The organism is Pradoshia sp. Z6_59, from assembly GCF_058267515.1.
Genome location: NZ_JBZCPP010000012.1, coordinates 21,129 through 47,177, shown reverse-complemented (window position 1 = coordinate 47,177; position 26,049 = coordinate 21,129). Strand labels below are relative to the sequence as shown.

Here is a 26,049-nt window from a genome sequence, read left to right as displayed (position 1 = left end):
TGTACAATGTCTAATCATTTTATCTTTCTATAAAGATAGGATCCTATTAGATGAGCAAAAGCCACACAAATATAAGCGTGGCCTTTGCACCCAGGAATCATAAAAATACTGGAAACAACTTATTGAAGACCGAAGTTTCTAGCCAATTGCTCGTCATGTTGTCTAACAGCTTCAGCTGTGTTATCCAATTGAGTATTAATCTCCTGTAAAAGGGTCGCAAAATTTTGAACCTTTGGAGCAAGCTGATTAAATTGTTCATCAAACTTACCGAATGCTTGACCTTCCCACTCAGCAGCCAAGTCTCTTTGGACATTTGTTAAATCCCTTAAAATTTGCTCGATTTGCTGCGAGCTGTTTCCATACATTTTTGCTCTTTGTTTCAGTTGCTCTGGGGTCATACGAATTTGTCCTGACATTAACTAAACACTCCTTTTCATTTTCCTTATATTTTTTCTAAGTATGGGTACTGAGAGAAAGGCACACTGCTACTTTTGTATAAGAAACCAGAAAAATGGCACAACATCCTCAGCATTTACAAATATACCCATACTTTTTACAATTTTAACCTCAAATGACAAATATTTTATAAAAAATCCAAAAAATCATTCTAAATGACTAGCATATTTTTTGGGAATTTGAATTTACCTAATCAAAAATAGGTCTTTTTGACTAATTCATAACAAAAAAGGCAGGATATTTAGCTAGTGATCAAGACTTTTTTTGCTATTTACTTTAGGGATTAATGAGGAAATTATCCTCTTTTATCTATTAGAATAGGTCCATTCGCTATAATAGAAATCTATCCATAACATTACAAAAAGACCTATTCTCATAGAGTAAGATCTTCCGGCTATAAACATTTCATCATAATCAGATTTCATCTGACCTAGATTTTTATAAACCCTCACTTTATTTGATGTCGTCACAAAATTGAAACTCCGGATTAGATCAGATAGGTTGAAATGAGAGGTAAAGAGATTATGATAGATGTTGGCTAGATGAATACAATGATGTATTTAGTCCCTGATTTAATCGGTAATATATTATCCTTATCATGATTTATGTCCTATTTTTCCATCAACTTAGTTTGTTTTATAGACTTACTAAGTTGAATGCTTTTATAATAAACTTTAACACAGCTATGTAACCGCTTTCTAATTAAATCGAAAAGGAGATTAGAATATGACCAACAAATTAGCACGTAAGTTTCTTAGTTTCGGATTAGCTATTGCTCTTGTAACTCCTGTCTTTTCCACTGATATTGCCAGTGCTAAGCCATTAAGTGCTTTAAAAGCTTCCCCTTTATATGAAAGGTACGAAGATTCTTTTACGATTGGGGCTGCTGTTGAACCCGATCAATTAAAGGGCAAGAGTGGTGATGTATTAAAACGTCACTATAACAGTATTGTTGCAGAGAACGTAATGAAGCCAATATCCATCCAACCAGAAGAGGGGAAATTCAATTTTAAAGAAGCTGATAAAATTGTGAAATTCGCCAAGAAAAATGATATGGATGTTCGTTTTCATACCCTTGTATGGCATAGTCAGGTACCTGATTGGTTCTTTATTGATAAGAAAGGGAATAGCATGATAGAGGAAACCAATCCAAAACAGCGGGAGAAAAATAAGAAACTTTTATTACAGCGTTTAGAAAAACATATAAAAACAATTGTGAAGAGGTATAAACATGATGTGGACTCTTGGGATGTTGTAAATGAAGTGATTGACGAATATGCTTCTAACGATCAGAAACTGCGCGAATCCCCATGGTATCAAATTACGGGCACAGATTATATTAAAGTAGCATTTAAAACCGCTAAAAAATATGCAAAAAAGGATGCAAAACTGTATATTAACGACTACAATACAGAGGTAGAACCCAAGAAGACTCATTTATACAATTTAGTTGTTGAGTTGCTGGACCAAAGAGTCCCTATTGACGGGGTTGGCCACCAAGCTCATATTCAATTAGGCTGGCCTTCTATTGCAGAAACAGAGGAATCTATTAATCGTTTCGCCCTTCTTGGTCTGGATAATCAAATAACTGAATTAGATGTCAGCTTATACGGGTGGCCACCAAGACCAGCTTATCCTTCATATGAGGAAATTCCAGAAGAAGAGTTCCAGCGTCAAGCTGCCAGGTATAATGAGTTATTTGAAATGTATGAGAGATTAGGAGATAAGATTAGTAACGTGACATTCTGGGGAATTGCAGATAATCATACATGGCTAGACGACCGTGCCGAGGAATATAATAATGGTGTTGGAAAAGATGCACCGTTTGTCTTTGATCCGGATTATAATCTTAAGCCTGCTTATTGGGCAATAATGGACTAGAATAGATACCGAGAATAGTATAGTAGAAGAATCTTTAGGTACCTACTATAGAGGATGGGACATAACTTATAAACGATCCTGAAAAGACGAACGATATCTAATTGACTTTGTTACTTATTAAAGAGTTAAGTTGGAAAAAAAGGTCGTTCCATTCCACTAAGTTTACTAATGGTATACAGAAGTAACCAATCTATTGAAAACAAATAAAAATCCGACCTATTAGGCGAAATATTTATTAAAATATCACCTAATAGGTCGGATTTATCATTGACTGAAATACTTATATCCCAGCCTCCTTTTAGTTTCAGTATATACATTCTTTTAATTAACCTGTTATCATTGTTTTATCTACAAATGGCTTTTTTTACTCAATGGATTAACCTGCAAGCTTTCCAATCTGAAGCTCATACATTTGATAATACTTTCCTTTTAATTCCATGAGTTCATCATGGTTTCCTCTCTCCACAATTCTTCCTTTATCAAGAACAAGGATTTGGTCAGCACTTTTAATAGTAGAAAGACGGTGTGCAATAATAAAAGTGGTTCTACCTTTCTTTAGCACCTCCATTGCTTCCTGAATCAAGCTTTCTGTTTCTGTATCGATACTGGATGTAGCTTCATCAAGAATCAGGATGGCCGGATTAAAAGCCAAAGCTCGGGCAAAGGATATTAATTGGCGCTGTCCTGATGAAAGAGTACTCCCTTTTTCAACTACCGGTTCATCAAATCCATGTTCAAGATTGGCCAACACGCGGTCAGCTCCCACATCTCGTAACGCTTTTTCAGCTACTTCTCGCGAAATTTTTGGATCATCAAGTGTGATATTCGAAAGGATGGTTCCAGTAAACAAATATGGATCCTGTAAGACGATTCCCATATGCTCACGCAAGGTTTGATGAGGGATATCTTTCAATTCTGTCCCGTCAATTCGGATAGCCCCCTCCTGATAGTCATAAAATCTGAATAACAGATTCATAATGGAGCTTTTCCCTGATCCTGTATGCCCCACTAGGGCTATTGTTTCACCCTGACTAGCCTCAAACTGAATATCCTTTAATACTTTTTCTCCTTCTTTATAGCTAAAAGATACATGGTCAAATTCAACATGCCCTTTAAAACGTGGCTTACGTTGATCTTCAACATCAATACCTTCCTCATCCAGAAGCGCAAATACACGTTCACCGGCTACCATCGCCTGTTCAAAATTTGCAAACTGATTGACAATTCCTGATATTGGGTGGAACAGACGATTTAAATAATTCACCATCGCGTATAAAACGCCGAGACTGACGACTGATTCACCAGATGCTGCCATACCTCCGAAATACCAAATAAATAGTGTTAATGTAATAACACGCAAAGCACCTACAAGATTTCCGTTTAACAAGGAATTTAATTTTTGCATTTTACTTTGGTATACATAATGCTCTGTGTTCAGTTTTTCAAATTCCTCTGTTGTTTCTTTCTCCCGCTTGAATGCCTGAATGATATTCATCCCGTTTATGGATTCGTTAATCATGGCATTAATATCACTTATACGCGCCCGAATGACCCTATTATACTTTGTAGCAAATTTACGAAATAATAATGTCCATGCAACGAGCAGCGGCAAAATAATCAATGTCACCATTCCAAGCTTTACATTAAGTAAAAATAGAGCAATGATAATTCCGATAATATTAACCGTACTTGAGAAAAAGTTAGCTAAAACCCTTACATAAAGCTCCCGAATTGCTTCGGTATCATTTGTAATCCGTGCCACTACCTTTCCTGCCGGTAAATTATCAAAGTAGCGAATCGGCAGTCTTTGAATCTGAGCAAAAACGTCCTTTCGCATTGTTTGAATAATTCGATTCGCTGCTTTTTGTAAATAATAGCTCTGCCCATATTGAAAGAAGAATGCCACAACCATAATTCCGAAATACAGAGCAAGCAATTGCATTATACGGCTGATCTCTGGCTGATAAAACGCCATGATTTGTGACCCTGACAATTTCTGAGCCTCATAGGTTGCTCTTTTTTCTCCGCTAGTAATCACCAGCTGCCCATCTTTATAGGATCTCTTCCCATCAAACTCTATCGGTTGGTTCAGGAATAAAAACGTCGTCCCAACCTGTTGAATGGCAACCTCATTTCCGGTCCATTCCCCATCCTCTACATAGGCCTCACGTTTATATGTGCTCCCCTGATAGTGAACGGCATCCTCTGTATCCTTCGTTTCCACCCATGGAGATTCAATCCCCATGATATGGTTGTCTATCATGTTTTTCCCGATATAGGGTCCGATTAAGTCGGCCCCTACCGAGATGGATAACATCATTAGTGCTAGGATAATGGTTCCTTTACACTTCACTGCATATTGATATAAACGTTTTCCTGTCTTCCAACCGGATTCCGTTTGTTCCAAATGTTCGTTCATTAGGCGCTCACCTCCTTGTTTGCTTCAATTTGCTGGCGATCAAATTGTTCTTTATACCAGCCCTTCTTATTGAGCAACATTTCATGTGTGCCTTCCTCAATCACTACTCCATCATCCAATACAATAATCCAGTCTGCATGCTGTACTGCTGATAATCTGTGAGTAGTGATTATCGTCGTTTTGTCGCTTCGTTCATTCCGAATATTTTCGATAATCGTTGTTTCTGTCTTGGCGTCCACCGCAGAGAGGGAGTCATCGAGAATCAGAATCTCCGGATCTTTAATTAACGCCCTGGCTATTGAAATCCTTTGCTTTTGTCCACCAGATAAAGCAATTCCTTTTTCCCCAACCAGCGTCTCCAGTCTGTTCGGCAGTCTTTCTATATCTTTTTCAAAATCAGCGAGGCGAACTGCTTTCCAAAACTCTTCATCAGTTGCTTCTATTTTTCCAAATAAAATATTCTCCCGAACTGTTTTAGAAAATAAAACATGATCCTGCGGTACATATCCAATCCATTCCCGAACATCCTCAAGATTTTGTTTTTCAATCGGTACATCGGATAGGGAAAGAATTCCGTTCCCTGCAGGATATTCACGGAGCAATTGTTTCACAAATGTGGTTTTTCCGCTTCCTGTTTTTCCGACGATTCCGATGGTATCCCCGCTATCGATTTTGACATTGATATCGGCTAGATTATCCACCTTTGAAGAAGGATAACGGAATACTACTTGATCAAATATAACATTCTCCAGTTCCGGAACCTCCACTGGATTCGGATCATTTTTGACATCCTCCTGAGAAGATAGTGTTTCGTTCATGCGATCGAGAGAGGCATTTCCTCTTTGCATGACATTAATTAATTCGCCAATGGCAATCATCGGCCAAATCAGCATCGATAGATATACGTTAAAGGTTACAAGCTGCCCAATTGAAATGGCTTGAGCGAATACTAGATTGGCTCCATATCCAAGACTGATTAAATAACTGATACCAATAACGAATGTGATAACTGGATCAAACATGGCATCTACTTTCGTTACTTTCATGTTTTTCTCATATACATCTTCTGTCATCTCTTCAAAGCGTTTTTCATCCGCTCGTTCCTGTACATAAGCACGAATGACACGGACACCCGCGACAGATTCAAGGACCTTGTCATTCAGTTCACCAAAAGCATCCTGTGCTACTGTGAAGTGCTCATGGATTCGCTCTCCGCCCTTTTTTACTGCCCATGCCATAATCGGCAAAGGTAAGATTGCGGCAAGCGTAAGTTCCCAACTAATTGTAATGGCCATTGTTGCTAAAATCGCAATCATATACAAGGTAGAATCCATTAACGTTAAAATACCGAATCCTGCTGTAACGGATATAGATTTAAGATCATTGGTTGCTCTCGCCATTAAATCGCCTGTACGATTCTTTTCATAGAAGGTTGGTGTCATTTTTAATAAATGACCTATAAATCCTGAGCGCAGCTTCCGCTCCAATACATACGCTCCACTAAATAACTGGTAATTCCATATATAAGTTAGTATATAGAGGGTGACCATTAACCCGATCATCCACCAAACATAGGTCATGAGTGTCTCCTGATTCATTTCCCCAATACTCATGTCATCTATGGCCATCCCAACAATCATCGGTGGCAAAACCTCCAGCACATTTACGATATTCAACAACGCGATTGCGACTGTATACCGAATCCAGTGCTCTTTAAAAAACCATCCTAATTTCTTTAAAACCGAAAACATTCCATCTCCTCCTTTGTCTTAACCGAAGAACATTTTAATTGCTACGTGCTGTTTGCCTGTATGTCCCTTAATTTTTTTACATTGATCACATTAGATACCATTTTTCTTCCTCCTTTTTTGAATGCAACTTAAAATTACCAACAAAAAAAGACTGCAACGATTACGTGTTGATACTTCCTCCAATCAAAAGAAGATTCGAACGTAAAAACGTCCAATCTTTACTTTTGAGTTAGACAAAAGTATTCACGGCAACGTGCAGTCTTTTCGTTTAAAACGTGTTAAATCTTATTTAAACGGGAGGACTGCACAAAACTCATATCGACTCGATGATACGCTACAACAATCACTGATTTTCTCATCATACAGTCCTCCTTTCATTGATAACTAAATTGGTAAGTCTTTACACAGATTACTACTATTTGAATTGTTAGTCAATTACAAATTTAAAATATTTTCCGAAATTTAATTGCATGTTCGCTCAGTGAATTATTTTTACAAAAACATCCATACTACCTTGCATTAAACAGTACCATGTGTAATACTATAGTTACTACTATACAATGTATAATAGCGAAGGAAAGGAGGCTTTACGATTGAATGTCCAATTCAAAAAGGGCGTTTTAGAGCTTTGCGTACTTGTTATGTTAAATAACAAGGATCGTTATGGATATGAGCTCGTTCAGGGGATTTCCGATAAATTTGAAATTTCCGAAGGAGCCGTCTATCCGCTTCTCAGACGACTTACCAAAGAAGAATATTTCACGACCTATTTACAGGAATCTACAGAGGGGCCCTCTCGTAAATACTATCATCTAACAGAAAAAGGCCGGGATTACATGAAGCAGCTGGTAAGAGAATGGCAAGCATTTTCCACAGGTGTTAATCAAATTATTGAGGAAGGTGAAGTACAGTGAATCGGGAACAATTTTTGCAACAATTATCTAACCATCTTAGTGCCCTGCCTAAAGAGGAACGCAATGACATCTTAAATGATTATAATGAGTATTTTGAAAATGGTTTATTAGAGGGCAAGTCCGAGAGTGAAATATCAGATAATCTTGGTTCTCCTGAATTAATCGCAAAGGAATTAAATATATCGAATACATTTGCCGAGATAGACAGGAAGATGACCTTCTCAAACGTCTTTGGTGCGATTGGATTAACAATTGGACTGAGCTTTCTGAATCTAATTTTTGTCCTTGGTCCTGCCATAGCTCTTGGAGGTATATTGTTAGGCGGTTGGGGGGCAAGTATCGGTCTCATATTATCACCATTCCTCCACCTGATTGGTATTATATTGGGTTTCAATCAGGCCTATGCATTTGAAGTTTTTCTTTCAATCGGGTTTAGCGGTTTAGGAATTCTCCTCTTGTTTGGCATGTATTATGTAACCATCTTTAGTTCTAAAGTGTTTATTAAATATTGCAAATGGAATGTTTCTGTTGTAAAGGGAGGTATGAAGCATGTATAAAAAGTGGCTGATTGTAGCTGGAATACTCATCGTTATTGGCTTTTCAGGAGCATTGCTGACAGCAAAATCGTTTTTTTCACTTCAACATGAGAATGAAAAACAAACGAAGCAGTTTCAAAGTTCAGAGATACAATCGATTGATGTCAATAATACCGTAGGGACAATCAAGCTGGCAGAAACATCTGGAGATGAAATTATTGTTGAGACAATTGGGTCTAAAATGTCCAATCCTATAAAAATAGATAAGAACGGTGAAACCCTATCCATTACAAACGAGGCGGATCATACTATTTCTCTCGGTGTTAATTTTAAAAAATCATCTGAGAATATTACAGTTTATTTGCCAAGAAAACAGTATGACAGAATCTCAGCTTCAAATGAAGTCGGTGAAATTACAATCTCTCAGATTGATGTAGCCCACTTAAATGCAGAATCAGAAGTTGGGAGCATCCATATAAGCGATGTATCCTCCACTTCAATGATCGCTTCTTCTGAGCTAGGGAACATTAAGATACAAAAATACAGCGGCAAGCTCCAGGTCGATAATGAAGTTGGCTCGATCGATATTTCGACGGATGAAATCACTGAACCGCTTATCGCCAAAAATGAACTTGGAGAAATCGACTTAACAATCAATCGGGATCCAAAAAATATCTTAATTTCAGCAGACTCTGATATTGGCAGTAAACGAATCTTTGGCAAAAAAACTGGAAGTTATATGAGTGGGGATGGAAGCATTACAGTTCAGCTGAGCACGGAGACCGGGAGTATTCGTGTTACTGATTAATGAAACAAACCCGATAAAACCTTCAAGGGCTTTATCGGGTTTATTTTCGATTCTATTAAACAGCTGTTTTAGCTTGATTTTGAGCAGCATCCACAAGGATGAACACCGCTGACAATAAGTGCATAATCATTCCAATGCCAGGAATGAAGCCAACAACGGACGTTACAATTCCCAGTATATTACCGTTAGCTTTGATTCCGGCTTTGTATGAAAAGACTACAATGATGATGTGGAAAGCAAGCATAATAAATAAGGGTACCCATGCCATGCTTAGGATAATCGTTCCGCCAAGAACAGGTATACCTAATAATGCTTCAATACCTCCTGATACCCATTTTAAAATATTAATCATTTGACGACTCATTACTAAGCCACCCTCTCTCTTTTTATATTTTTTAAATATTATTCTATAATAACTATATTAACTATATACCCATTAATCTAATTATTATTAACTATATTATCAATAAATATGTATTATGTTTGTATAATTTTTTATCCTTTACCACTATGTACATTCATTTTTCCCATAAGCATCTAACACGTTTTATGCGGGGAGATTATGTTATGTTTTGGACAGTTGGTGCAGGACACCAGTTCATCGCTATGTTATGGAAATACTAATCTTTTTATATAAAATAAAAACGGATATATTATTAAGTAGTTACAGGAACAAAAAAATCCACCTTGTTTTTTTTAGGTGGATTTTCTCTTTATCATTTTTTATTAAACTGACCTCGTCCGAGCGTTTCAACCGTCCTCGGGATGAGACTGTAGATCTTGCTTCCTGCATTCATCCAGCCTGGAGCATTAATTTCCCGCTTATTTTTAAGCATGACATTCGTGATTTTTTCTGCTAGCTTAACCGGATCAATCATCAAACGTTCAATGTTTTTGATATATGTACCCTCTTTATCTGCGATATTAAAGAAATTCGTTTTAATCGGTCCTGGATTAACGGATGTAACAAATACATTCTCCGTATGCATTTCCATACGTAAGGCATTCGTAAATCCAAGAACCGCATGCTTCGTTGCTGAGTATACACTTGATTTAGGCGTCGCCATTTTCCCTGCCTGGGAAGCTATATTGATAATATGGCCTGATTTCTTTTTCACCATCGAAGGCAGTACCATTTTCGTACAGGCAATGAGTCCAACGACATTTGTATTAATCATGGATTCTGTATCATCTAAACTTGCGTCCAATACTTTTTCGAAAATTCCAAAGCCAGCATTGTTCACCAAAACATCGGTATCGCCTACTTCATTCTTTATGCGGGCAAATGTCTGTTCAACAGCATTCCGATTGGATACATCCAATGTATATACATAGACCTCACACTTAAAATCAGTCATTATTTCTTTGCGGATTTTTTCTAATTTATCCAAACTCCGTGCTATTAAGACCAATCTGGCTCCACTTTTAGCAGCGTGCCTGGCAATTTGTTCACCTAACCCGCCTGAGGCACCGGTAATCGTAACAATTTTCCCGCGAATTCGTTCATTCATGTACTTCACTTCCTCATTAATGGTCCATTATTTATTATAATACCATACGACACCATCAACCATTTCACTTTCTATTTCATGAAGACTATCTAGATAATCGAGCTGTCCCAATGTCTCAAACAATGCCAGTGCCGGATCTCTCTTAACAGCCTTCGGAAATAATTGTATAGCTAATTCCAGGACGTTCCGACGGTCTTCCCCAATGAGGCTTTTAACATGAAATGCCCGCTCATGCTGATTTTTTAAACGTTTCTCAATTAGCTGGTATGGTTCAGTAATGTCCTTTCCATGCCCTGGATATACGATTGTCAGTCTTTCATTTTGCAATCGACGCAAGCTATCATTCAACTGTAGCTGCGGCTTCAATCTCTCCCGCTGTCCCCTTTTCGGTACCTCCAGAATCGGATTAGGTGAAATTTTACCCAATAATAAATCTCCGCCAATCAGCACACCTGACTCTTCATGATAAAAGGATAAGTGACCCTGGGAGTGACCAAAGGTTTCCATTGCTCTCCAGCCAGGATGGCCAGGAATCCAATCTCCTTCTTTCAAAAAATGTGTGAGCGGTTTTGAACCTGAATACGTATATAGGGATTCTACATCATTGGCATGTTTCATAAATTGCGGCGGTACACCAAATTGCTTTGCCATACTTGTAAAATATTCTTTTTGTTCCTTCATAAATGCTGGATCCCTCTTAAGATGCCGCTGATTATCTTCATGCCCATACAATGGAGCTTCTTGAAATACATCAATTAATCCACAGTGGTCAGAGTGGTGGTGGGTTAATATTACCTGTTCAATATCAGATAGCCTATATCCCAGTTCCTTTAACTGCCGTTCAAGTGCCTCTTTTGCTTCTTTTGTTTTAATTCCGGCATCTACCAGAGTTAAAGCATCTCCTTTTAGGAGATACGTATTTACATCTCCGACAGCAAATGGAGTCGGTATAATGATTTTTTCAGCTATCCTTGTAATCGAGCTCATCTCATTACTCCCTGTTATGTATTTTAGTAATTATTTTTACATAATTTGTATGAAAATTCCATTATAAAGTTTGAATATTCTTGACACACAAGCTATTTTTTTGCATAATTTCTATTAATATCAAATAAACATACTTATACAAGCGTTCGAGAAAGAATAGTAAATCATGTATGGCGCAAGAGAGTGAAACCCATTGGCTGTAAGGTTTCGCCGCCCACTGATGATTGAACCTGCCTTTCGAGCTGTCAGGCAAACCTGGCCGTCCGACCGGGCGTTATCCGGTATAAAGATGCAAGCATTCCAGAGCCGAATGCTCGCAAATTAAGGTGGTACCACGGAAGAATAGCCTTTCGTCCTTTACAGGATGAAGGGCTTTTTTATTTTTACAAAGGAGGCAGGAGCATGAATAAAAAAGTCGCATTTCTTGGAGCCGGTTCTATGGCTGAAGCATTGATTGCAGGCATTGTAAAAAAAGGGGCAACTACACCCAGAGATCTTTGGGTCTGCAATCGGAACAATGATTCTCAATTAGAACGCTTGAAAACAAACTATGGCGTTACCCCATGCCGCAACATGTCCTCCCTTTTAACTGACGCAGATATCATCCTGCTAGCCGTTAAACCGAAGGATGTTTATACAGTCTTACAGCAAGCAAAACCTTATCTAACCAGTACGATGATACTTATATCTGTTGCCGCAGGAATTTCTACTCAAAGCATTGAAGCCATCATAGAGAATCCTATACCAATCATTCGTGCTATGCCAAATACATCTGCGGCTGTTGGAAAATCTGCAACTGCTATTTCAGGAAACACCTATATGAAACCAGAACACCTTACACTGGCTAAAGAAATATTCAAAACGGTAGGGATGGTCGTTTTTACAGAAGAAGAGAAAATGGATGCCGTCACAGGCCTATCTGGAAGCGGACCAGCCTATATTTATTACTTAATTGAAGCCATGCAGCAATCGGCTCAACAAATTGGCCTTAATCATCAGGAGGCTCAAGCTCTGATCATTCAAACGTTAATGGGAGCTGCCGAAATGGTCCACTCCTCCGATAAAACTCCTCAAATGCTGCGTTACGAGGTAACAAGTCCAGGCGGAACCACTGAAGCAGGTATCCATATTCTTGAACAACATGGCGTTAAGGAAGCCTTTATTGAATGTATACAAGAGGCTACCCTCCAATCAGAGCGCATGGGCAAGGATTTGGGGAATAAGATCAAAGAAAAAATCCTATATGAGTAAAATAAATAGTTATGAGATGAAACGTGTGCGTATCTATTACAGCACTTCTCTGAGCCCATTCAAAAAATGGTCAATCAGTACATCTAACGGGAGGATTTTACTATCCTCTCTTTTTTATTACTATATTACCACTCCAGTAGGCTTTAACATTCAGCCCAGCAAATGTTAGAATCCATCTCTCTCCTCAAACATGATGAAATAATGATTGAACTTTTATGGCCACCTCCACCGGTCTTACGTCAATAGACGATAACTTTTCAAGACCCACCCATATTGGCAGGTACGTTCCTCTCCCTCTTGTTTTGTTTGTATATTCATCACCTTGTCCAGTGCCTAAAGTTCCAGATAAAATTTCTGCCTTGTAAAAGTATTGATTATTTGCGTTATATTTTACTTTTGAAATACATTCATTAACATTTACACCTACCCCCAGTTCCTCCCTGGCTTCCCTTTTAGCTGCATCCTCAGGTGTCTCACCATTCTCTATGCCTCCTCCATGAAAAACATAATAAACAGAGGCATTCCAACTTCTTTTAATAAGTAAGACCTGATTGTTTTCTATAATTACCACCGAGCTCCGATCTCTCATAGCCATTCTCCTCTCTGTTTACAAGTATTTTTTATATAAAACCCTGACTTAAATCAAAATGAAGCTGACCTTTTAACATTCGTGACATATCAATAAGTTAAAGAGGAATTTCCTAATGCTAATTTTAAATCCATTAATTCTCTAAGTATGATGGCTACTGAAATTTAGGCTGTCCCAACTTTTATTTTTGTCCAATCCATCTACTAATTTAAACCATATGATGGCTATGTAATGGGAATTCGCTCCCATTATTGCAGCAATGAACAGGAGGTGTCTGTATTGAGTGATTCTTATGGTGGTAAAGGTGTAGGAAGCTTTGCTTTCGTTGTTGTACTTTTCATCTTGTTAATTATTGTCGGTGCTTCTTATGTTGGAGGCGGCTACGGCGGTTACTAAGTAAGATAAGGGGCATGTACTCGGGGATTCCCGGGTTACATGCTCTCTTCCTTTTATTTGAAGCATTTGATTAGTCACCCCTTAATCCCTACTGTTATACTTGGTTACTGAAAGGAGTTGTCATCAATGACTAAATCATTATTATTTGAACCATATACACTTAAAAATATAACTCTTAAAAATCGGATTGTCATGTCACCGATGTGCATGTACTCCAGCTACGAACGTGATGGAAAAGTACAGAACTGGCATATGACTCATTACGCAAGCCGAGCTGTCGGCCAGGTTGGTTTAATCATCGTGGAAGCAACTGCCGTTACTCCACAAGGTAGAATCTCTGTTCAAGATTTAGGCATTTGGAGTGACGATCACATTGAAGGTTTACATACGCTAACTGCCATGATGAAGGAATATGGCACAGTACCCGGGATTCAGCTCGCTCATGCAGGGCGAAAAGCTGAGCTTGAAGGTGAAATTATTGCACCTGTTTCTGTACCTTTTAATGAAAAAATGAAAACTCCTAGAGAAATGACCAAAAAGGATATTGCCGATACAGTTGAAGCCTTCAAACAAGCCGCTATTCGTGCCAAAAAGGCAGGATTTGAGGTTATCGAGATTCATGGTGCACACGGATACTTAATCAATGAATTCCTGACTCCTGCCGTTAATACTCGTACCGATGAATATGGCGGATCAGCAGAAAATCGTTATCGATTCCTAAAAGAAATCATTACTGCCATTAAATCTGTTTTTGACGGCCCATTATTCGTCCGAATCTCCGCAAAGGATTATCACGAGGACGGATATGAACCGGAAGATTATATTCAATATACCCGTTGGATGAAAGAAGACGGAATCGATCTTATTGACGTAAGCTCCGGTGGTGTGATGTCAGTGCCGGTACCAAGCTTCCCAGGCTATCAGGTCCCAATGAGCGAGACAATCAAGCATGAAGCGAACATTGCTACAGGTGCCGTCGGATTGATCACATCTGGCGTACAGGCAGAGGAAATTTTACAAAACAACCGTGCTGATTTGATTTTTATCGGCAGAGAATTATTACGTGATCCATATTGGCCTAAAAATGCTGCCAAGGAACTGCGTGCTTCTGTTGATGCTCCTGTGCAATACGGTCGCGGTTGGTAATTCCCTTCCTTCGATTAAATCATTGTTTTGATTTAATAAAATACAAGAAACTAATTAAGAAAAAGTATCGTTTTTATAGAACGGTGCTTTTTCTTTTTTTGAATCTTAAAATTCGACAGGAGAATACAAAATAACAACGAATTTATTAATAAATGAGTTCAGTGGAGGGTTACGTATGAAATACCTAGAAAAAGAATTCTCAAGCGAATTAAAAGAAAAGATCAAAACGATTGAAGCGGACTTAAGTGACTTAATAGAAAAACTCTCGAATGAATATAAGCTTGCCTTTGCACAGAAAGGTTTAGATCTTGAAATTGCACTTGACCGAACAGGAATTGATCCTTTTATTCCTATATACAGTTCTTCGATGACGATGGGGATTTTTGGTGAAGATGAACATCTAGAATTGTATCGAATACTTATTTGGGAATGCCACCGCTATTTTTTAGGAATGCCAATTTCTAAAAATATACCCGGAAGTAAGATTCTAGGGAACCTGTTGGATGAATCCATTGAAGATCTTAAACTGGAATTAAGTGAGTACCTGTTGGAACAATTGGATAAGGAGCTGTAGAATTAATTTTCTCCTTCACATCAAGTACCAAAGGGGCAGACATAAAAATTCTTAGTCCCTTCTTTACTTATCAAACCCCTATTTTTTCATTTATAACTCCACATTTTTTCTCCGCCAGATGATTTCCTTTACAAACAAGGGACAAACATTTCTTCAATACTCTTATCAGAATTTATTTTCACAACAATTACATCATTTTCATGTTAAGACAAAAAAATGAATGCCGATAGTTAATTGAAGACCATTGTGACTTTCCTAATTGATAGGAGGAAAAATATATTGAAAACGAAAAAAGCTCGTTCAATCAAGATTAAATTATTGATGTTAACTTTAACAACGTTAATCATTCCTGTTATCGTTATCGGTATCAGCGTATTTTTTATCTCAAAAGATCAATTGATTGAAACAGAGAAAGAAAATCTCCAAACAAACACTGATATGACAATTGGAATGATTGGACTCTTACACCAACAAGTAAGTGCCGGGTATATTTCCTTAGAGGATGCACAGCAACAATTAAGTGAAGAGATTCTGGGAGAAGAAGAGCAAGTTTATCAAGGCTATGATTTTGGAGAAGATGGAGAACTATCTGCAATCGACAAAGATGGCACTCTTACCTTACATACTAAAAACGCAGATACAAATTATAAAGACCTTAAAACAAACGGAGACAAACCAGTAGACCAGCTGATACTTGAGAAAGGTGAGAATGGGGCTTTCATATCGTATCCTTCCAAAAAGGGTGATGTTGAAAAAATAGCTTATGTTAAAAAGGAACCTTATTGGGAGTGGACGATTATATCCAGCAAACCCGTCGCAAAAATTACGTCTAAATCATCTGAGCTTGCCTGGTTAGTGGCTGTAATATCGATTGGCTCTGTCATCATTGCCAGTTGTACTGCTTACTTCTTTTCTGGAAAAATAGCCAAACCGATTTCACAGGTTAGTAAGGGCCTAAATCGGATTGCGACCGGTGACTTTTCAATCTCTCCATTAAAGAATAAAAGCAAGGATGAATTAGGACAATTGGCTAATGATTTTAATACGATGGTAGATAACACAAAAATACTGATTACACAGGTTAACCATTCAACTGAACAAGTTGCAAGAGCTTCCGAAGAACTGACTGCAAGCTCGGAGGAAACAACTCACAGCACTGAAGAAGTATCCAATTCAATTAATCATGTTGCCGATGTGTCTGATTCTGCCAATACTCGACTTCAGGAAAGTGTACACGCTCTTGAGGAAGTGACAACCTCTATCCAGCGTCTGGCAGGTGTATCAAACGAAATCTCCGAAACAGGCAGCAAGGTCGTATCAAAAGCAAATCATGGGAATGAATTATTATCCAGGACCATTCAGCAAATAGAGTTTATTTACAAGAAAGCCACTGAAAGCGAAGAAATCCTGAAAATGCTGGATACCAGTTCCAGTGAAATCAGCAAGATTTCAGGAACGATTTCAGCCATTGCCGATCAAACAAACCTTTTAGCATTAAACGCGGCTATTGAAGCAGCCAGAGCTGGAGAACATGGAAGAGGCTTTGCTGTTGTCGCAGATGAGGTACGAAAGCTTGCTGAGCAATCTCAATCCTCGTCCAGCCAAATCGTCAACCTTATTAAAGAAATCCAGTCAAATATGGAAGGATCGATTTCATCCATGTATGAGGTCAAGGCTGAGGTTGAAGAAGGGATGTCTGTTATCAATAATACTGAAGAGGCTTTCAAAGAAATTGTGGCTTACATGGTTCAAATGGAACAAGAAGTGAATAGCATGGCCGCTTCAGTCCAACAGATTTCGGCCAGCTCCAACCTTGTATCGGATTCCATTAATCAAGTAGCAGAGGATATATCAAGTGTGTCGGTGCATACAACTAATATAGCTGCCTCTACTGAAGAACAGCTTGCAGCCACCGAAGAAATCAGCCTGTCCTCAAGCTCTCTATCCAAGCTCTCATCAGAGTTACAGGAGCAGATGGCGAAATTTAAATTATAACGAAGGCTATGGAAATAAACCTGAACAATACTAGAATTTAAATAAAACCTCTCTCATATATGGTCGCGCCATTCTATACGGGAGAGGTTTTTAGTATCTAATCTATCATTGTACTCAAAGTCATTTCTCTTCCAAAATCTCTATCCATTCTCCATCTCTATAAATCCAATTATCTTCTGTTAGAATTCTAATTTCTCTTTCGTACTTTTCTGCACGTTGATAATCTATTTCCTGTGGGTTAGGAATTCTGGATAAGTCACTGTTTTCTTTTAAATCCGCTACTTTAACTAATCGACCAAGCTCATTTAATTTGGCGCGATATATAAATGCTTCCCTCTCTTCTCCTTCCCTTCTAGTCACAGAATCAATACCGGCTAAAATTTTTTCTGAAAAGCCATATTCCCTTAAATCATCAAGGGTAAGCTCTGTATCCTCAACAATATCATGCAACACTCCGACAATTTTCTCTTCTGCCGTGCCTAACCTATTCATTACAGCTAATGGATGATTAATGTATGGATTGCCACCCTTATCAAATTGATCCTTATGATACTTTTTAGCTAATTTAATAGCTAAGTCTAATAACTCCTCAGACATACTAATCCGTCCCCCATTCTTTTTTAAATATTATATTAATATTATAACTTCATTTGGAATGAAATAAGAAATGGGTCACTTTCATTAAATTTCATAGAAAAATAACATTTCTCTTATATCAAGAAGAGAATATTTATTATTCCTATATATGTACACTATAATTGTATTACATTTTCTTACAAAGGAGTTTTTGATTAAAACTAATAAAACTACGCCTCCCTGACAAAAAAAGATAGCAGGATATACGGCTTCCTGCTATCTCTACTATTAGTTTACCGATTCATTTTTAAAGCTTAAAAACTGAAAAATCTCTCGCTATTTCAGTATTGGCAAAAACAGCTTTGGCCTCATTAACAAGCTCTATTTCATCATCCATAGTAAATCTGGAACTGATGTGAGTAAGGATTAAACGTTTTGCACCAGCTTTAACAGCGCATTCTGCTGCCTGAATGGTAGTCGAATGAAAATAGTCAGTGGCCATTTCTTCCTGTCCCTTTTGAAAAGTAGCTTCATGAACGATGCAATCAGCCTGCAGTGCCAGGTTGACAGTATTTTCACAAGGGCGGGTATCACCTAATATGGTAATAACTCTGCCCGGCTTAGGTGTTCCGATATAATCTCTGCCATCTATTATGCGGCCATCCTCCAATTGGACCGTTTCACCTTTTTTCAGCTTGCTATATAATGGGCCTGGCGGAATTCCGGCTTCTTTTAATAAATCAGCCCGTAGTTCTCCGGGTTTATCTTTTTCGACGATTCGATACCCATAGCTTAAAATAGCATGATCTAAAGGCAATACCTCTACTCTGAATGTCTCATCCTCGAATAAAAGACCATCTTCTACTATTTCCACGAATGAAAGATCATATTTTAAGTGAGTTTGGCTCAAACGCAAGGATGTTTCCACATACTCTTTGATTCCTACCGGTCCATAAATGGTCAGCGGTTCTATCCCCCCCTGAAATGAACGGCTGCCAAGTAAGCCAGGCAGCCCATATATATGATCACCATGCAGATGCGTAATAAATATTTTCTCTATTTTTCTCGTTTTGACAGGCGTGCGTAATATTTGATGCTGAGTCGCTTCCCCACAATCAAACATCCAGCTTGCCCCTCTCTCTTCATTCATCTGCAGGATAAGCGAAGATACGTTTCGCTGCTTAGCCGGTATACCGGCTCCTGTTCCTAAAAATACGAATTCCAATCTAATTCCTCCAGCCTATTTGAATACATCTATTTTACAGCACTCTTCATCTTTTTTCAGCCTTTGATAAAATCCGAATACTTCTACATTTTTAATATAGCGATAAAATATTTTATTTTCTCCCTTTTTATCTGTAAACTAAGTATAGATGGAGAAAATTGAATCCATTGATAAACAGTTGGATTAGAGATAAAATAAACTATCGTAATTACCATATAAGGAGAGGTTCTGAATGCCCACTATTAACAAACAATCAGGATTAATATTGATATTTGGGGCTACTGGAGATTTAGCGCAACGGAAACTTTTCCCTTCATTATTCCGTCTATACACGAAAGGCAGACTATCTTCGAACTTCGCCTGTATAGGAATTGGCAGACGCGAATGGACAACAGATCGTCTTAAACAACATATCCAGGAAGCGATTGCCGATGAGCATGGCACTGATTCAGAGAAGCTTGAATTTGCCGGTCATTTCTACTATCAATCACTGGATGTAAGCCAAGCAAATGTATCATATGAAGAACTGCGTATCCTGGCAGACCAATTGGATGAAAAATATGAGTTAAACGGAAATCGACTATTTTATCTTGCGATGGCACCTGAGTATTTTGGACCGATTGCCACAAGATTAAAAGAAGATGGATTGACTAATACAGCAGGATATAAACGCTTAGTGATCGAAAAGCCTTTCGGCCATGATTTTAAATCAGCCGAGGAGCTTAATAATCAGTTGCGTTGTTCATTCTCTGAAAATGAAATTTACCGTATCGATCATTATTTAGGGAAAGAAATGGTTCAAAATATTGAAGTTATTCGCTTTGCAAATGCATTTTTTGAACCCCTTTGGAATAATCACTACATAGCCAATGTCCAGATTACCTCTACAGAAACACTTGGAGTTGAAGATAGAGGCAGATATTATGAGAACAGCGGTGCCCTGCGGGATATGGTTCAAAACCATATTATGCAAATCGTTTCATTGCTTGCGATGGAGGCTCCGATTAAATTAACGACTGACGAAATTCGCAGTGAAAAAGTAAAAGTGCTTCGCTCCCTCCGTTCTATAAAGGAAGATGAAGTGGATCAATACTTTGTGCGCGGTCAATATGGTGAAGGTCAAGTCGGTGACAAACTTTTACCAGCATACCGTTCCGAAAATATGGTTGACCCAGAGTCCAATACAGAAACTTACGTAGCTGGTAAATTATTATTTGAAAATTTCAGATGGGCCGGTGTACCGTTCTATATCCGTACCGGTAAGCGGCTTGCGGCGAAGTCTACACAGATTGTCGTACAATTTAAAGACGTGCCGATGAATCTGTTTTATAGAACTGAAGAGCAGCTTAACCCTAATTTACTAGTTATTAATATCCAGCCTGAAGAGGGAATCACGCTTCACCTTAATGCTAAAAAAGGCGGAAAAACACCAGTTAAATTAAGCTTCAGGACTTCCAAATACGACCGATTCAATACCCCTGAAGCCTATGAACGCCTGCTTTTCGATGCGATGCGCGGAGATGCAACAAACTTTTCTCATTGGGATGAAGTAGCCTTGTCCTGGAAGTTCACAGATGTAATTTCTCGTGCATGGGAAAGTCAACCTGCTGGATGTTTCCCTAATTATCCATCCGGTTCAATGGGACCAGAGAGCGCAGATGAACTGCTCTCAAAAGATGGCTTCCATTGGTGGGCAATTGAAGAAGAAGACGAGTAAATTAAAAATAAAGTTGTGGAGGAGAAACCAATATGAAAATTTATGATGTTTCTATGCCAATTTATACTGGAATGCCCGTTTATAAAAATATTGAGGACAAACAGCCAGTTTTCAACACTGTAACAAACGGACATGTTACCGAATCCCGCATTACTCTTGATGCCCATGTCGGAACTCATACAGATGCCCCGCTTCATATGATGAATGATGGTGCTACTATTGAAACAATTGAACTTGAACGTCTCGTTGGTAAGTGTAAAGTATTTGATTTAACTCATGTAACAGGGTTAGTTGAAAAAGAAGATCTTGAGTCTTTACCTATTGAAAAAGGTGACTTCATTCTTTTAAAAACAAAAAACTCTTTCGATGAAGAATTTAACTTTGAATTTATCGCGCTGGGAGAGTCTGGTGCGAAGCATGTGTCTGAGATTGGCATTAATGGGGTTGGTATCGATGGGCTTGGCGTTGAACGCGCTCAACCTGGACACCCTACTCACCGAACCCTGTTTGCAAACGATGTAATTGTTATTGAAGGCTTGCGCTTGAAAGATGTCCCTGCCGGTGAATACTTTATGGTCGCAGCGCCGCTTAAATTGGTAGGCATTGATGCTGCTCCATCTCGTGTATTATTATTGGATGGTATGCTTTAATAAATGATTAAATCCACTTTCGCGTGCGAAAGTGGATTTTTTGATGTAGGCCCTCATAAAAACCTTTTACGAATTTCCGGTGAAGGCAGCATACACTGATCTTTCTTACCGAACCATTTAATTCTGTTTCTCGCAATTAAATCATACACTCTATCTCTAATAGTTCTTGGAACCAGCTTAAAGACATACAACATACTCCATAAACCCGATAAATGTTTACATATCCTTAAGGCAGCCGAAGACTTCATATAGTATTTGTGATTATCTGGTTCAAGTAAAATTATACTGTCTATTTCATCAGGAACTTGATAATCGTTTAATAACTGTCGTCCTGCTTCACTCTGCAGGGAGGCAAATGCAAAAATTCTTTTCGGATCTCTTTTAATGATAAATTGAACACTCTTATCGCAGAAATTGCATTCCCCATCAAACAATACTATCATCTTCATCCTCCCCCCTTCTCAAATGTCCTTTAGTTTATATTTATAATGAAGTTACCCTCTTTATTGTGATATAGACAATTTTGTTACCTCGATATATATATTCTTCTATTTGATTATACTAAATCCATCCTATTATTAATTGGATACACCTCAAATTTAAAAAAGAGTTGTCATTTTGATAGTTTTCGATAACTTTATGATACATTATGATTGATTATGAATGAATTTGATTGATTTTTATTTATAAACAAATTATATTTAAACGGTAGGGAGGTGATTGGATTGCTGACTTCAGAAAGACAGCAATATATCATCGAGAAAATCAACCAAAATGGCTTTATCAAAATACAGGAGCTAGTAAAAGAATTACATACATCAGAATCGACAATTCGCAGAGATTTAAGCCAGTTGGAAGACATGTCTGTTTTAAAAAGGGTTCATGGCGGAGCTGAACTTGTAAAAAAACGCAGTATTGAACCAACAATCCTGGAAAAATCATCTTTCAGAACAACCGAAAAAGAAGCGATCGCCAAAGAAGCTGCGAATATGATTGATGATGGAGATTGTATTTATCTTGATGCCGGTACAACAACCCTTGCGATGATTCCATTCATTCAACATAAACCCATTACCGTTGTCACAAATGGAATCATGCAGGCAGCCGCACTTCAGGAAAGCGATATTATTACGTATTTAATTGGTGGCCGCATTAAGAAATCTACAAATGCAATAATTGGTAGTCAGGCTGTCAATAATATAAGCAACTATCGGTTTGATAAAGTTTTTCTCGGTATAAACGGCATTCATCCAGATTGGGGCTTCAGTACACCCGACCCTGAGGAAGCCATATTAAAAAGATCAGCCATCGATTTATCGAAAGAAGCTTTTATATTAGCCGATTATAGCAAATTTGATGAAACATCCTTTGCAAGAGTGGCTGAATTGAATCAAGCAATCATTATTACCAGTGGGATGGATTCAGCCAAATTGGCTAAATATAAGATGAATACAAAAATAAAGGTAGTGAAATCATGATCTATACCGTAACACTAAATCCATCGGTAGACTTCATCGTAGAGGTCGATCAATTTCAACTTGGCGGCTTAAATCGAATGCGCAAAGAAGCTAAATATCCAGGAGGAAAAGGAATAAATGTTTCACGTATCCTCTCTCGAATTGGTTCAAAAACAACCGCACTTGGTTTTAGCGGTGGATTTCCGGGTGGATTCATTCTCGATGCTTTGAGAAAAGAGAACGTACCTGAAGCTTTTATCCATGTTGATGAAGATTCCCGAATCAATATAAAGCTAAAAACTGGGCAAGAAACTGAAATTAATGGATTAGGGCCCTACATAAGCGCCGAAAAAATGGACGAACTCCGTCAAAAGCTTTCAAACATGACTAAGGAGGATATTCTCGTTTTGTCAGGCAGCATCCCTCCTTCCATTTCGCCAGATTTGTATCAGCAGTTAACAAGAGAATATGCAGCACAAGGCATTCAGGTAGTCGTAGATGCAAGCGGAAAAACCTTACTCGATGTTGTAAAAGAACACCCTTTTCTTGTGAAACCAAATCATCATGAACTTGGGGAACTATTTGATACGAAAATAGAAACAACCAAGGAGGCCATTCAGTACGGTAGTATTCTTGTTGAGCAAGGTGCTAAAAACGTGATTGTTTCTATGGCAGGCGAAGGAGCTTTACTTATTAATCGAGATGGAGTTTATACAGCTACGATTCCAAAAGGAGATGTGAAAAACTCTACTGGTGCAGGCGATTCTTTAGTAGCTGGATTTATTGGGAAGTGGGACCAAACGAAAGATTTACAAAAAGCATTTCAATATGGAGTTGCCTCTGGAAGTGCAACTGCATTCAACTACGACCTTGCCGAAAAAGAACATATCGAAGCTCTTCTCCCGCAAGTTGAAATTCAAAAACTATAAGGAAGTGAAACCATGAGAATCACAGACCTGTTAAAGAAAGATACGATGATCCTGAATCTTTCATCCAGTAACAAAAAAGACGTTATTGATGAACTTGTCAGCAAACTAGATCAAGCAGGCAAACTGAAAGATCGTAAAGGATACCATGAAGCAATCATGAAACGTGAAGAGCAAAGTACAACCGGAATCGGTGAAGGGATTGCGATTCCCCATGCTAAATCGGCAGCTGTTAAGGAAGCGGCCTTATGTTTCGGGCGTTCCATTGACGGAATTGATTATGAATCATTGGACGGACAGCCCGCTCGCCTGTTCTTTATGATAGCTGCGCCGGACGGAGCAAATGATACTCATCTTGATACCTTATCAAAGCTTTCCTCTATGTTAATGTATGATGATTTCCGTCAGGCTATTTTGAAAGCTTCTTCAGAGGATGAAATCCTCTCTATTATTAATGCCAAACAGAATGAGCTTGAAAATGAAGATTCAAAGGATCAGCCTGCACCGGATACTGCAGAGGCCAATGAAGAAGGTTATGTGTTAGCCGTCACTGCCTGTCCAACTGGAATAGCGCACACCTATATGGCAGCTGATGCCTTAAAAGCAAAAGCGAAAGAAATGAATGTAAATATTAAAGTAGAGACAAATGGTTCCACCGGAATCAAAAATCCTCTTACCTCTGAGGACATTCAAAAGGCAAGTGCGATTATTGTTGCTGCAGACAAAAACGTTGAAATGAATCGTTTCAATGGCAAACATGTGATTCAAGTTCCTGTAGCACAAGGAATCCGCAAGCCAGAAGAACTAATTAACCGTGCCCTAAAACAGGATGCCCCAATTTATGAAGCCAAAGGCGGATCCACTAATCAGGATAGCGGGAATCAGGAGAAAAAAGGGATAGGCGCTCAAATATACAAACACCTCATGAACGGTGTAAGTAATATGCTTCCATTTGTTGTCGGAGGCGGTCTCTTAATTGCCCTTTCCTTCTTATTCGGCGGAATTAAACCGACCGATACAACGTTACCTGGCTACAATGAATTTGCGGCAGCACTTAACACCATTGGCGGAGGAGACAAGGGTGCGTTCTTCTTATTAGTACCCGTACTTGCCGGTTTCATTGCGAGCTCGATTGCAGATCGCCCAGGTTTCATGCCCGGTATGGTCGGCGGATTATTGGCTGCAACGGCCGGCGCAGGCTTCCTTGGTGGATTAATCGCTGGTTTCCTTGCAGGGTATGTGACTCTTGGCGTGAAAAAAGCTTTCAATTGGCTGCCAGCTTCTTTGGAAGGTATCAAACCAGTACTGCTATATCCTTTATTTGGCCTATTAATCACCGGCCTAATTATGATATTCATCATTAATGACCCGGTTGTGGCCATGAATAAAGGACTGACTAATTGGCTTGAAAACTTAAGCGGTACAAACGCAGTATTCCTTGGTTTAATCGTTGGCGGTATGATGGCTGTTGATATGGGAGGTCCTATTAATAAGGCTGCTTTCACATTTGGTATAGCAGCAATTGCTGCCGGCAATGGTGTCCCTCATGCAGCTGTTATGGCTGGGGGGATGGTGCCACCGCTTGGTATCGCACTATCCACTACATTCTTTAAAAATAAATACACTGACTCGGAACGTAAGTCTGGTCTTACAAACTATGTTATGGGTGCTTCCTTCATCACGGAAGGAGCAATCCCCTTTGCAGCAGCAGATCCAATTCGAGTCATCGTCAGTTCTGTAATAGGCGCTGCCACGGCTGGAGCCTTATCTGCAGCATTTGGCTGTTCGACTCCTGCCCCACACGGTGGTATCTTCGTTGTTGGATTAATAGATAATCCTTTTATGTACCTTCTAGCCATCCTGATCGGTTCACTTGTAACAGCAGTACTTTTAGGCTTCTGGAAAAAGAATGCAACTATTAAGGATGTAGCATAAGCAAAAAAGAATGACCTGGATTCTCTTAAGGTCATTCTTTTTTTATATAATTGCCTTACCTGTCCAAACTACTATCTAATTTTTTTGATGACGGCTGAGCTTAAGTCTTCGTTTTCAGCAATCGTTTTTTTATCGGTCGATTATGTGAAACAAGAATTCGTGTAGTAACTATCATTATTTCTAACCGGCTTATAGCTGTATAAACAGTCTAATGGTTCACCATCATAAAATTAACATCGAATATACACTCATTTAAATTTGTACGACTGCAATCAGATTATTCACTTTCCCCCTCTCAGGTATTAAATCCCTCCTATTGTTAATTATTCTAAAATAATAAAAAATAGTA

The 26,049-nt window shown here is 38.6% G+C and carries 24 protein-coding genes; 14 read left to right on the top strand and 10 right to left on the bottom strand.

The genetic code is table 11. From position 1 onward, the window contains the following. Positions 1-119: 119 nt before the first annotated feature. Positions 120-416, bottom strand: coding sequence for a WXG100 family type VII secretion target (locus AC4D4B_RS13195; protein WP_490996174.1), 297 nt, complete (start codon positions 414-416; stop codon positions 120-122). A 766-nt stretch (positions 417-1,182) separates the two neighbouring features. On the opposite strand from AC4D4B_RS13195, the gene AC4D4B_RS13190 reads away from it, so the two are divergent. Then, entirely contained in the window at positions 1,183-2,337 is a 1,155-nt protein-coding gene (locus AC4D4B_RS13190) for an endo-1,4-beta-xylanase (protein ID WP_490996173.1), read from the top strand. Positions 2,338-2,713: 376 nt separating this feature from the next. Here AC4D4B_RS13190 and AC4D4B_RS13185 read toward each other — a convergent pair whose 3' ends face one another. Beyond that, a complete protein-coding gene (locus AC4D4B_RS13185; protein ID WP_491000149.1) occupies positions 2,714-4,756 on the bottom strand; it encodes an ABC transporter ATP-binding protein in 2,043 nt (680 codons plus the stop codon). Continuing rightward, positions 4,756-6,507 (bottom strand): ABC transporter ATP-binding protein, encoded by a 1,752-nt coding sequence (locus AC4D4B_RS13180; protein WP_491000148.1) that lies wholly within the window; start codon positions 6,505-6,507, stop codon positions 4,756-4,758. Before AC4D4B_RS13180 ends, AC4D4B_RS13185 begins: the two co-directional genes overlap by 1 nt. 593 nt (positions 6,508-7,100) lie before the next feature. Between AC4D4B_RS13180 and AC4D4B_RS13175 the strand changes: the two genes are divergently transcribed. From AC4D4B_RS13175 to AC4D4B_RS13165, 3 genes are read left to right on the top strand one after another with little or no spacing between them, the layout of a single operon-like run. Beyond that, positions 7,101-7,421 carry a PadR family transcriptional regulator gene (locus tag AC4D4B_RS13175; RefSeq protein WP_490996170.1) on the top strand — a complete coding sequence of 107 codons (321 nt, stop codon included), beginning with the start codon at positions 7,101-7,103 and terminating at the stop codon, positions 7,419-7,421. Beyond that, positions 7,418-7,978 carry an HAAS signaling domain-containing protein gene (locus AC4D4B_RS13170; protein WP_066104661.1) on the top strand — a complete coding sequence of 187 codons (561 nt, stop codon included), beginning with the start codon at positions 7,418-7,420 and terminating at the stop codon, positions 7,976-7,978. The genes AC4D4B_RS13175 and AC4D4B_RS13170 overlap by 4 nt, the downstream gene beginning before the upstream one ends. Beyond that, the gene (locus tag AC4D4B_RS13165) at positions 7,971-8,765 is read left to right on the top strand and encodes a DUF4097 family beta strand repeat-containing protein (RefSeq protein WP_491000147.1); all 795 of its coding nucleotides are present in this window, start codon (positions 7,971-7,973) and stop codon (positions 8,763-8,765) included. The genes AC4D4B_RS13170 and AC4D4B_RS13165 overlap by 8 nt, the downstream gene beginning before the upstream one ends. A 55-nt stretch (positions 8,766-8,820) precedes the next feature. Here AC4D4B_RS13165 and AC4D4B_RS13160 read toward each other — a convergent pair whose 3' ends face one another. From AC4D4B_RS13160 to AC4D4B_RS13150, 3 genes are all read right to left on the bottom strand, one after another. Next, entirely contained in the window at positions 8,821-9,129 is a 309-nt protein-coding gene (locus AC4D4B_RS13160; RefSeq protein ID WP_491000146.1) for a hypothetical protein, read from the bottom strand. Positions 9,130-9,481: 352 nt separating this feature from the next. Next, positions 9,482-10,276, bottom strand: coding sequence for an SDR family NAD(P)-dependent oxidoreductase (locus tag AC4D4B_RS13155; RefSeq protein ID WP_491000145.1), 795 nt, complete (start codon positions 10,274-10,276; stop codon positions 9,482-9,484). Between the two features lie 27 nt (positions 10,277-10,303). Continuing rightward, positions 10,304-11,263 (bottom strand): MBL fold metallo-hydrolase, encoded by a 960-nt coding sequence (locus AC4D4B_RS13150; RefSeq protein ID WP_491000144.1) that lies wholly within the window; start codon positions 11,261-11,263, stop codon positions 10,304-10,306. A gap of 402 nt (positions 11,264-11,665) precedes the next feature. On the opposite strand from AC4D4B_RS13150, the gene proC reads away from it, so the two are divergent. Then, positions 11,666-12,514, top strand: a complete 849-nt coding sequence (gene proC, locus AC4D4B_RS13145) for a pyrroline-5-carboxylate reductase (RefSeq protein ID WP_491000143.1) — start codon at positions 11,666-11,668, stop codon at positions 12,512-12,514. A gap of 184 nt (positions 12,515-12,698) precedes the next feature. Here the strand turns inward: proC and AC4D4B_RS13140 are convergent, their stop codons facing one another. Continuing rightward, complete coding sequence (locus AC4D4B_RS13140) at positions 12,699-13,085, bottom strand: NUDIX hydrolase (RefSeq protein WP_491000142.1); 387 nt, start codon at positions 13,083-13,085, stop codon at positions 12,699-12,701. A 297-nt stretch (positions 13,086-13,382) separates the two neighbouring features. On the opposite strand from AC4D4B_RS13140, the gene AC4D4B_RS13135 reads away from it, so the two are divergent. The 4 genes from AC4D4B_RS13135 to AC4D4B_RS13120 all read left to right on the top strand — a co-directional run bounded on the left by AC4D4B_RS13135 (position 13,383) and on the right by AC4D4B_RS13120 (position 17,214). Continuing rightward, positions 13,383-13,499, top strand: a complete 117-nt coding sequence (locus tag AC4D4B_RS13135) for a YjcZ family sporulation protein (protein ID WP_077248053.1) — start codon at positions 13,383-13,385, stop codon at positions 13,497-13,499. 126 nt (positions 13,500-13,625) lie between these two features. Continuing rightward, positions 13,626-14,645 carry an NADPH dehydrogenase NamA gene (gene namA / locus AC4D4B_RS13130; protein WP_491000141.1) on the top strand — a complete coding sequence of 340 codons (1,020 nt, stop codon included), beginning with the start codon at positions 13,626-13,628 and terminating at the stop codon, positions 14,643-14,645. Between the two features lie 175 nt (positions 14,646-14,820). Next, the gene (locus AC4D4B_RS13125; protein WP_491000140.1) at positions 14,821-15,219 is read left to right on the top strand and encodes a hypothetical protein; all 399 of its coding nucleotides are present in this window, start codon (positions 14,821-14,823) and stop codon (positions 15,217-15,219) included. A 279-nt stretch (positions 15,220-15,498) separates the two neighbouring features. Continuing rightward, positions 15,499-17,214, top strand: a complete 1,716-nt coding sequence (locus AC4D4B_RS13120; protein ID WP_490996162.1) for a methyl-accepting chemotaxis protein — start codon at positions 15,499-15,501, stop codon at positions 17,212-17,214. Positions 17,215-17,334: 120 nt separating this feature from the next. On the opposite strand, the gene AC4D4B_RS13115 is transcribed toward AC4D4B_RS13120, so the two are convergent. Then, positions 17,335-17,811 carry a GTP pyrophosphokinase gene (locus AC4D4B_RS13115; protein ID WP_491000139.1) on the bottom strand — a complete coding sequence of 159 codons (477 nt, stop codon included), beginning with the start codon at positions 17,809-17,811 and terminating at the stop codon, positions 17,335-17,337. A 286-nt stretch (positions 17,812-18,097) separates the two neighbouring features. Beyond that, complete coding sequence (gene rnz, locus AC4D4B_RS13110) at positions 18,098-19,015, bottom strand: ribonuclease Z (protein ID WP_490996160.1); 918 nt, start codon at positions 19,013-19,015, stop codon at positions 18,098-18,100. 232 nt (positions 19,016-19,247) lie between these two features. On the opposite strand from rnz, the gene zwf reads away from it, so the two are divergent. Then, the gene (gene zwf / locus AC4D4B_RS13105; protein WP_491000138.1) at positions 19,248-20,732 is read left to right on the top strand and encodes a glucose-6-phosphate dehydrogenase; all 1,485 of its coding nucleotides are present in this window, start codon (positions 19,248-19,250) and stop codon (positions 20,730-20,732) included. Positions 20,733-20,764: 32 nt separating this feature from the next. After that, positions 20,765-21,382, top strand: coding sequence for a cyclase family protein (locus tag AC4D4B_RS13100; protein WP_490996158.1), 618 nt, complete (start codon positions 20,765-20,767; stop codon positions 21,380-21,382). A 53-nt stretch (positions 21,383-21,435) separates the two neighbouring features. On the opposite strand, the gene AC4D4B_RS13095 is transcribed toward AC4D4B_RS13100, so the two are convergent. Then, a complete protein-coding gene (locus tag AC4D4B_RS13095; RefSeq protein WP_491000137.1) occupies positions 21,436-21,831 on the bottom strand; it encodes a thiol-disulfide oxidoreductase DCC family protein in 396 nt (131 codons plus the stop codon). 276 nt (positions 21,832-22,107) lie between these two features. Between AC4D4B_RS13095 and AC4D4B_RS13090 the strand changes: the two genes are divergently transcribed. From AC4D4B_RS13090 to AC4D4B_RS13080, 3 genes are read left to right on the top strand one after another with little or no spacing between them, the layout of a single operon-like run. After that, a complete protein-coding gene (locus AC4D4B_RS13090) occupies positions 22,108-22,860 on the top strand; it encodes a DeoR/GlpR family DNA-binding transcription regulator (RefSeq protein ID WP_491000136.1) in 753 nt (250 codons plus the stop codon). Next, the gene (gene pfkB, locus AC4D4B_RS13085; protein WP_491000135.1) at positions 22,857-23,768 is read left to right on the top strand and encodes a 1-phosphofructokinase; all 912 of its coding nucleotides are present in this window, start codon (positions 22,857-22,859) and stop codon (positions 23,766-23,768) included. Before AC4D4B_RS13090 ends, pfkB begins: the two co-directional genes overlap by 4 nt. Before the next feature lie 12 nt (positions 23,769-23,780). Continuing rightward, positions 23,781-25,700 carry a PTS fructose transporter subunit IIABC gene (locus AC4D4B_RS13080; RefSeq protein ID WP_490996154.1) on the top strand — a complete coding sequence of 640 codons (1,920 nt, stop codon included), beginning with the start codon at positions 23,781-23,783 and terminating at the stop codon, positions 25,698-25,700. Positions 25,701-26,049 lie beyond the last annotated feature (349 nt).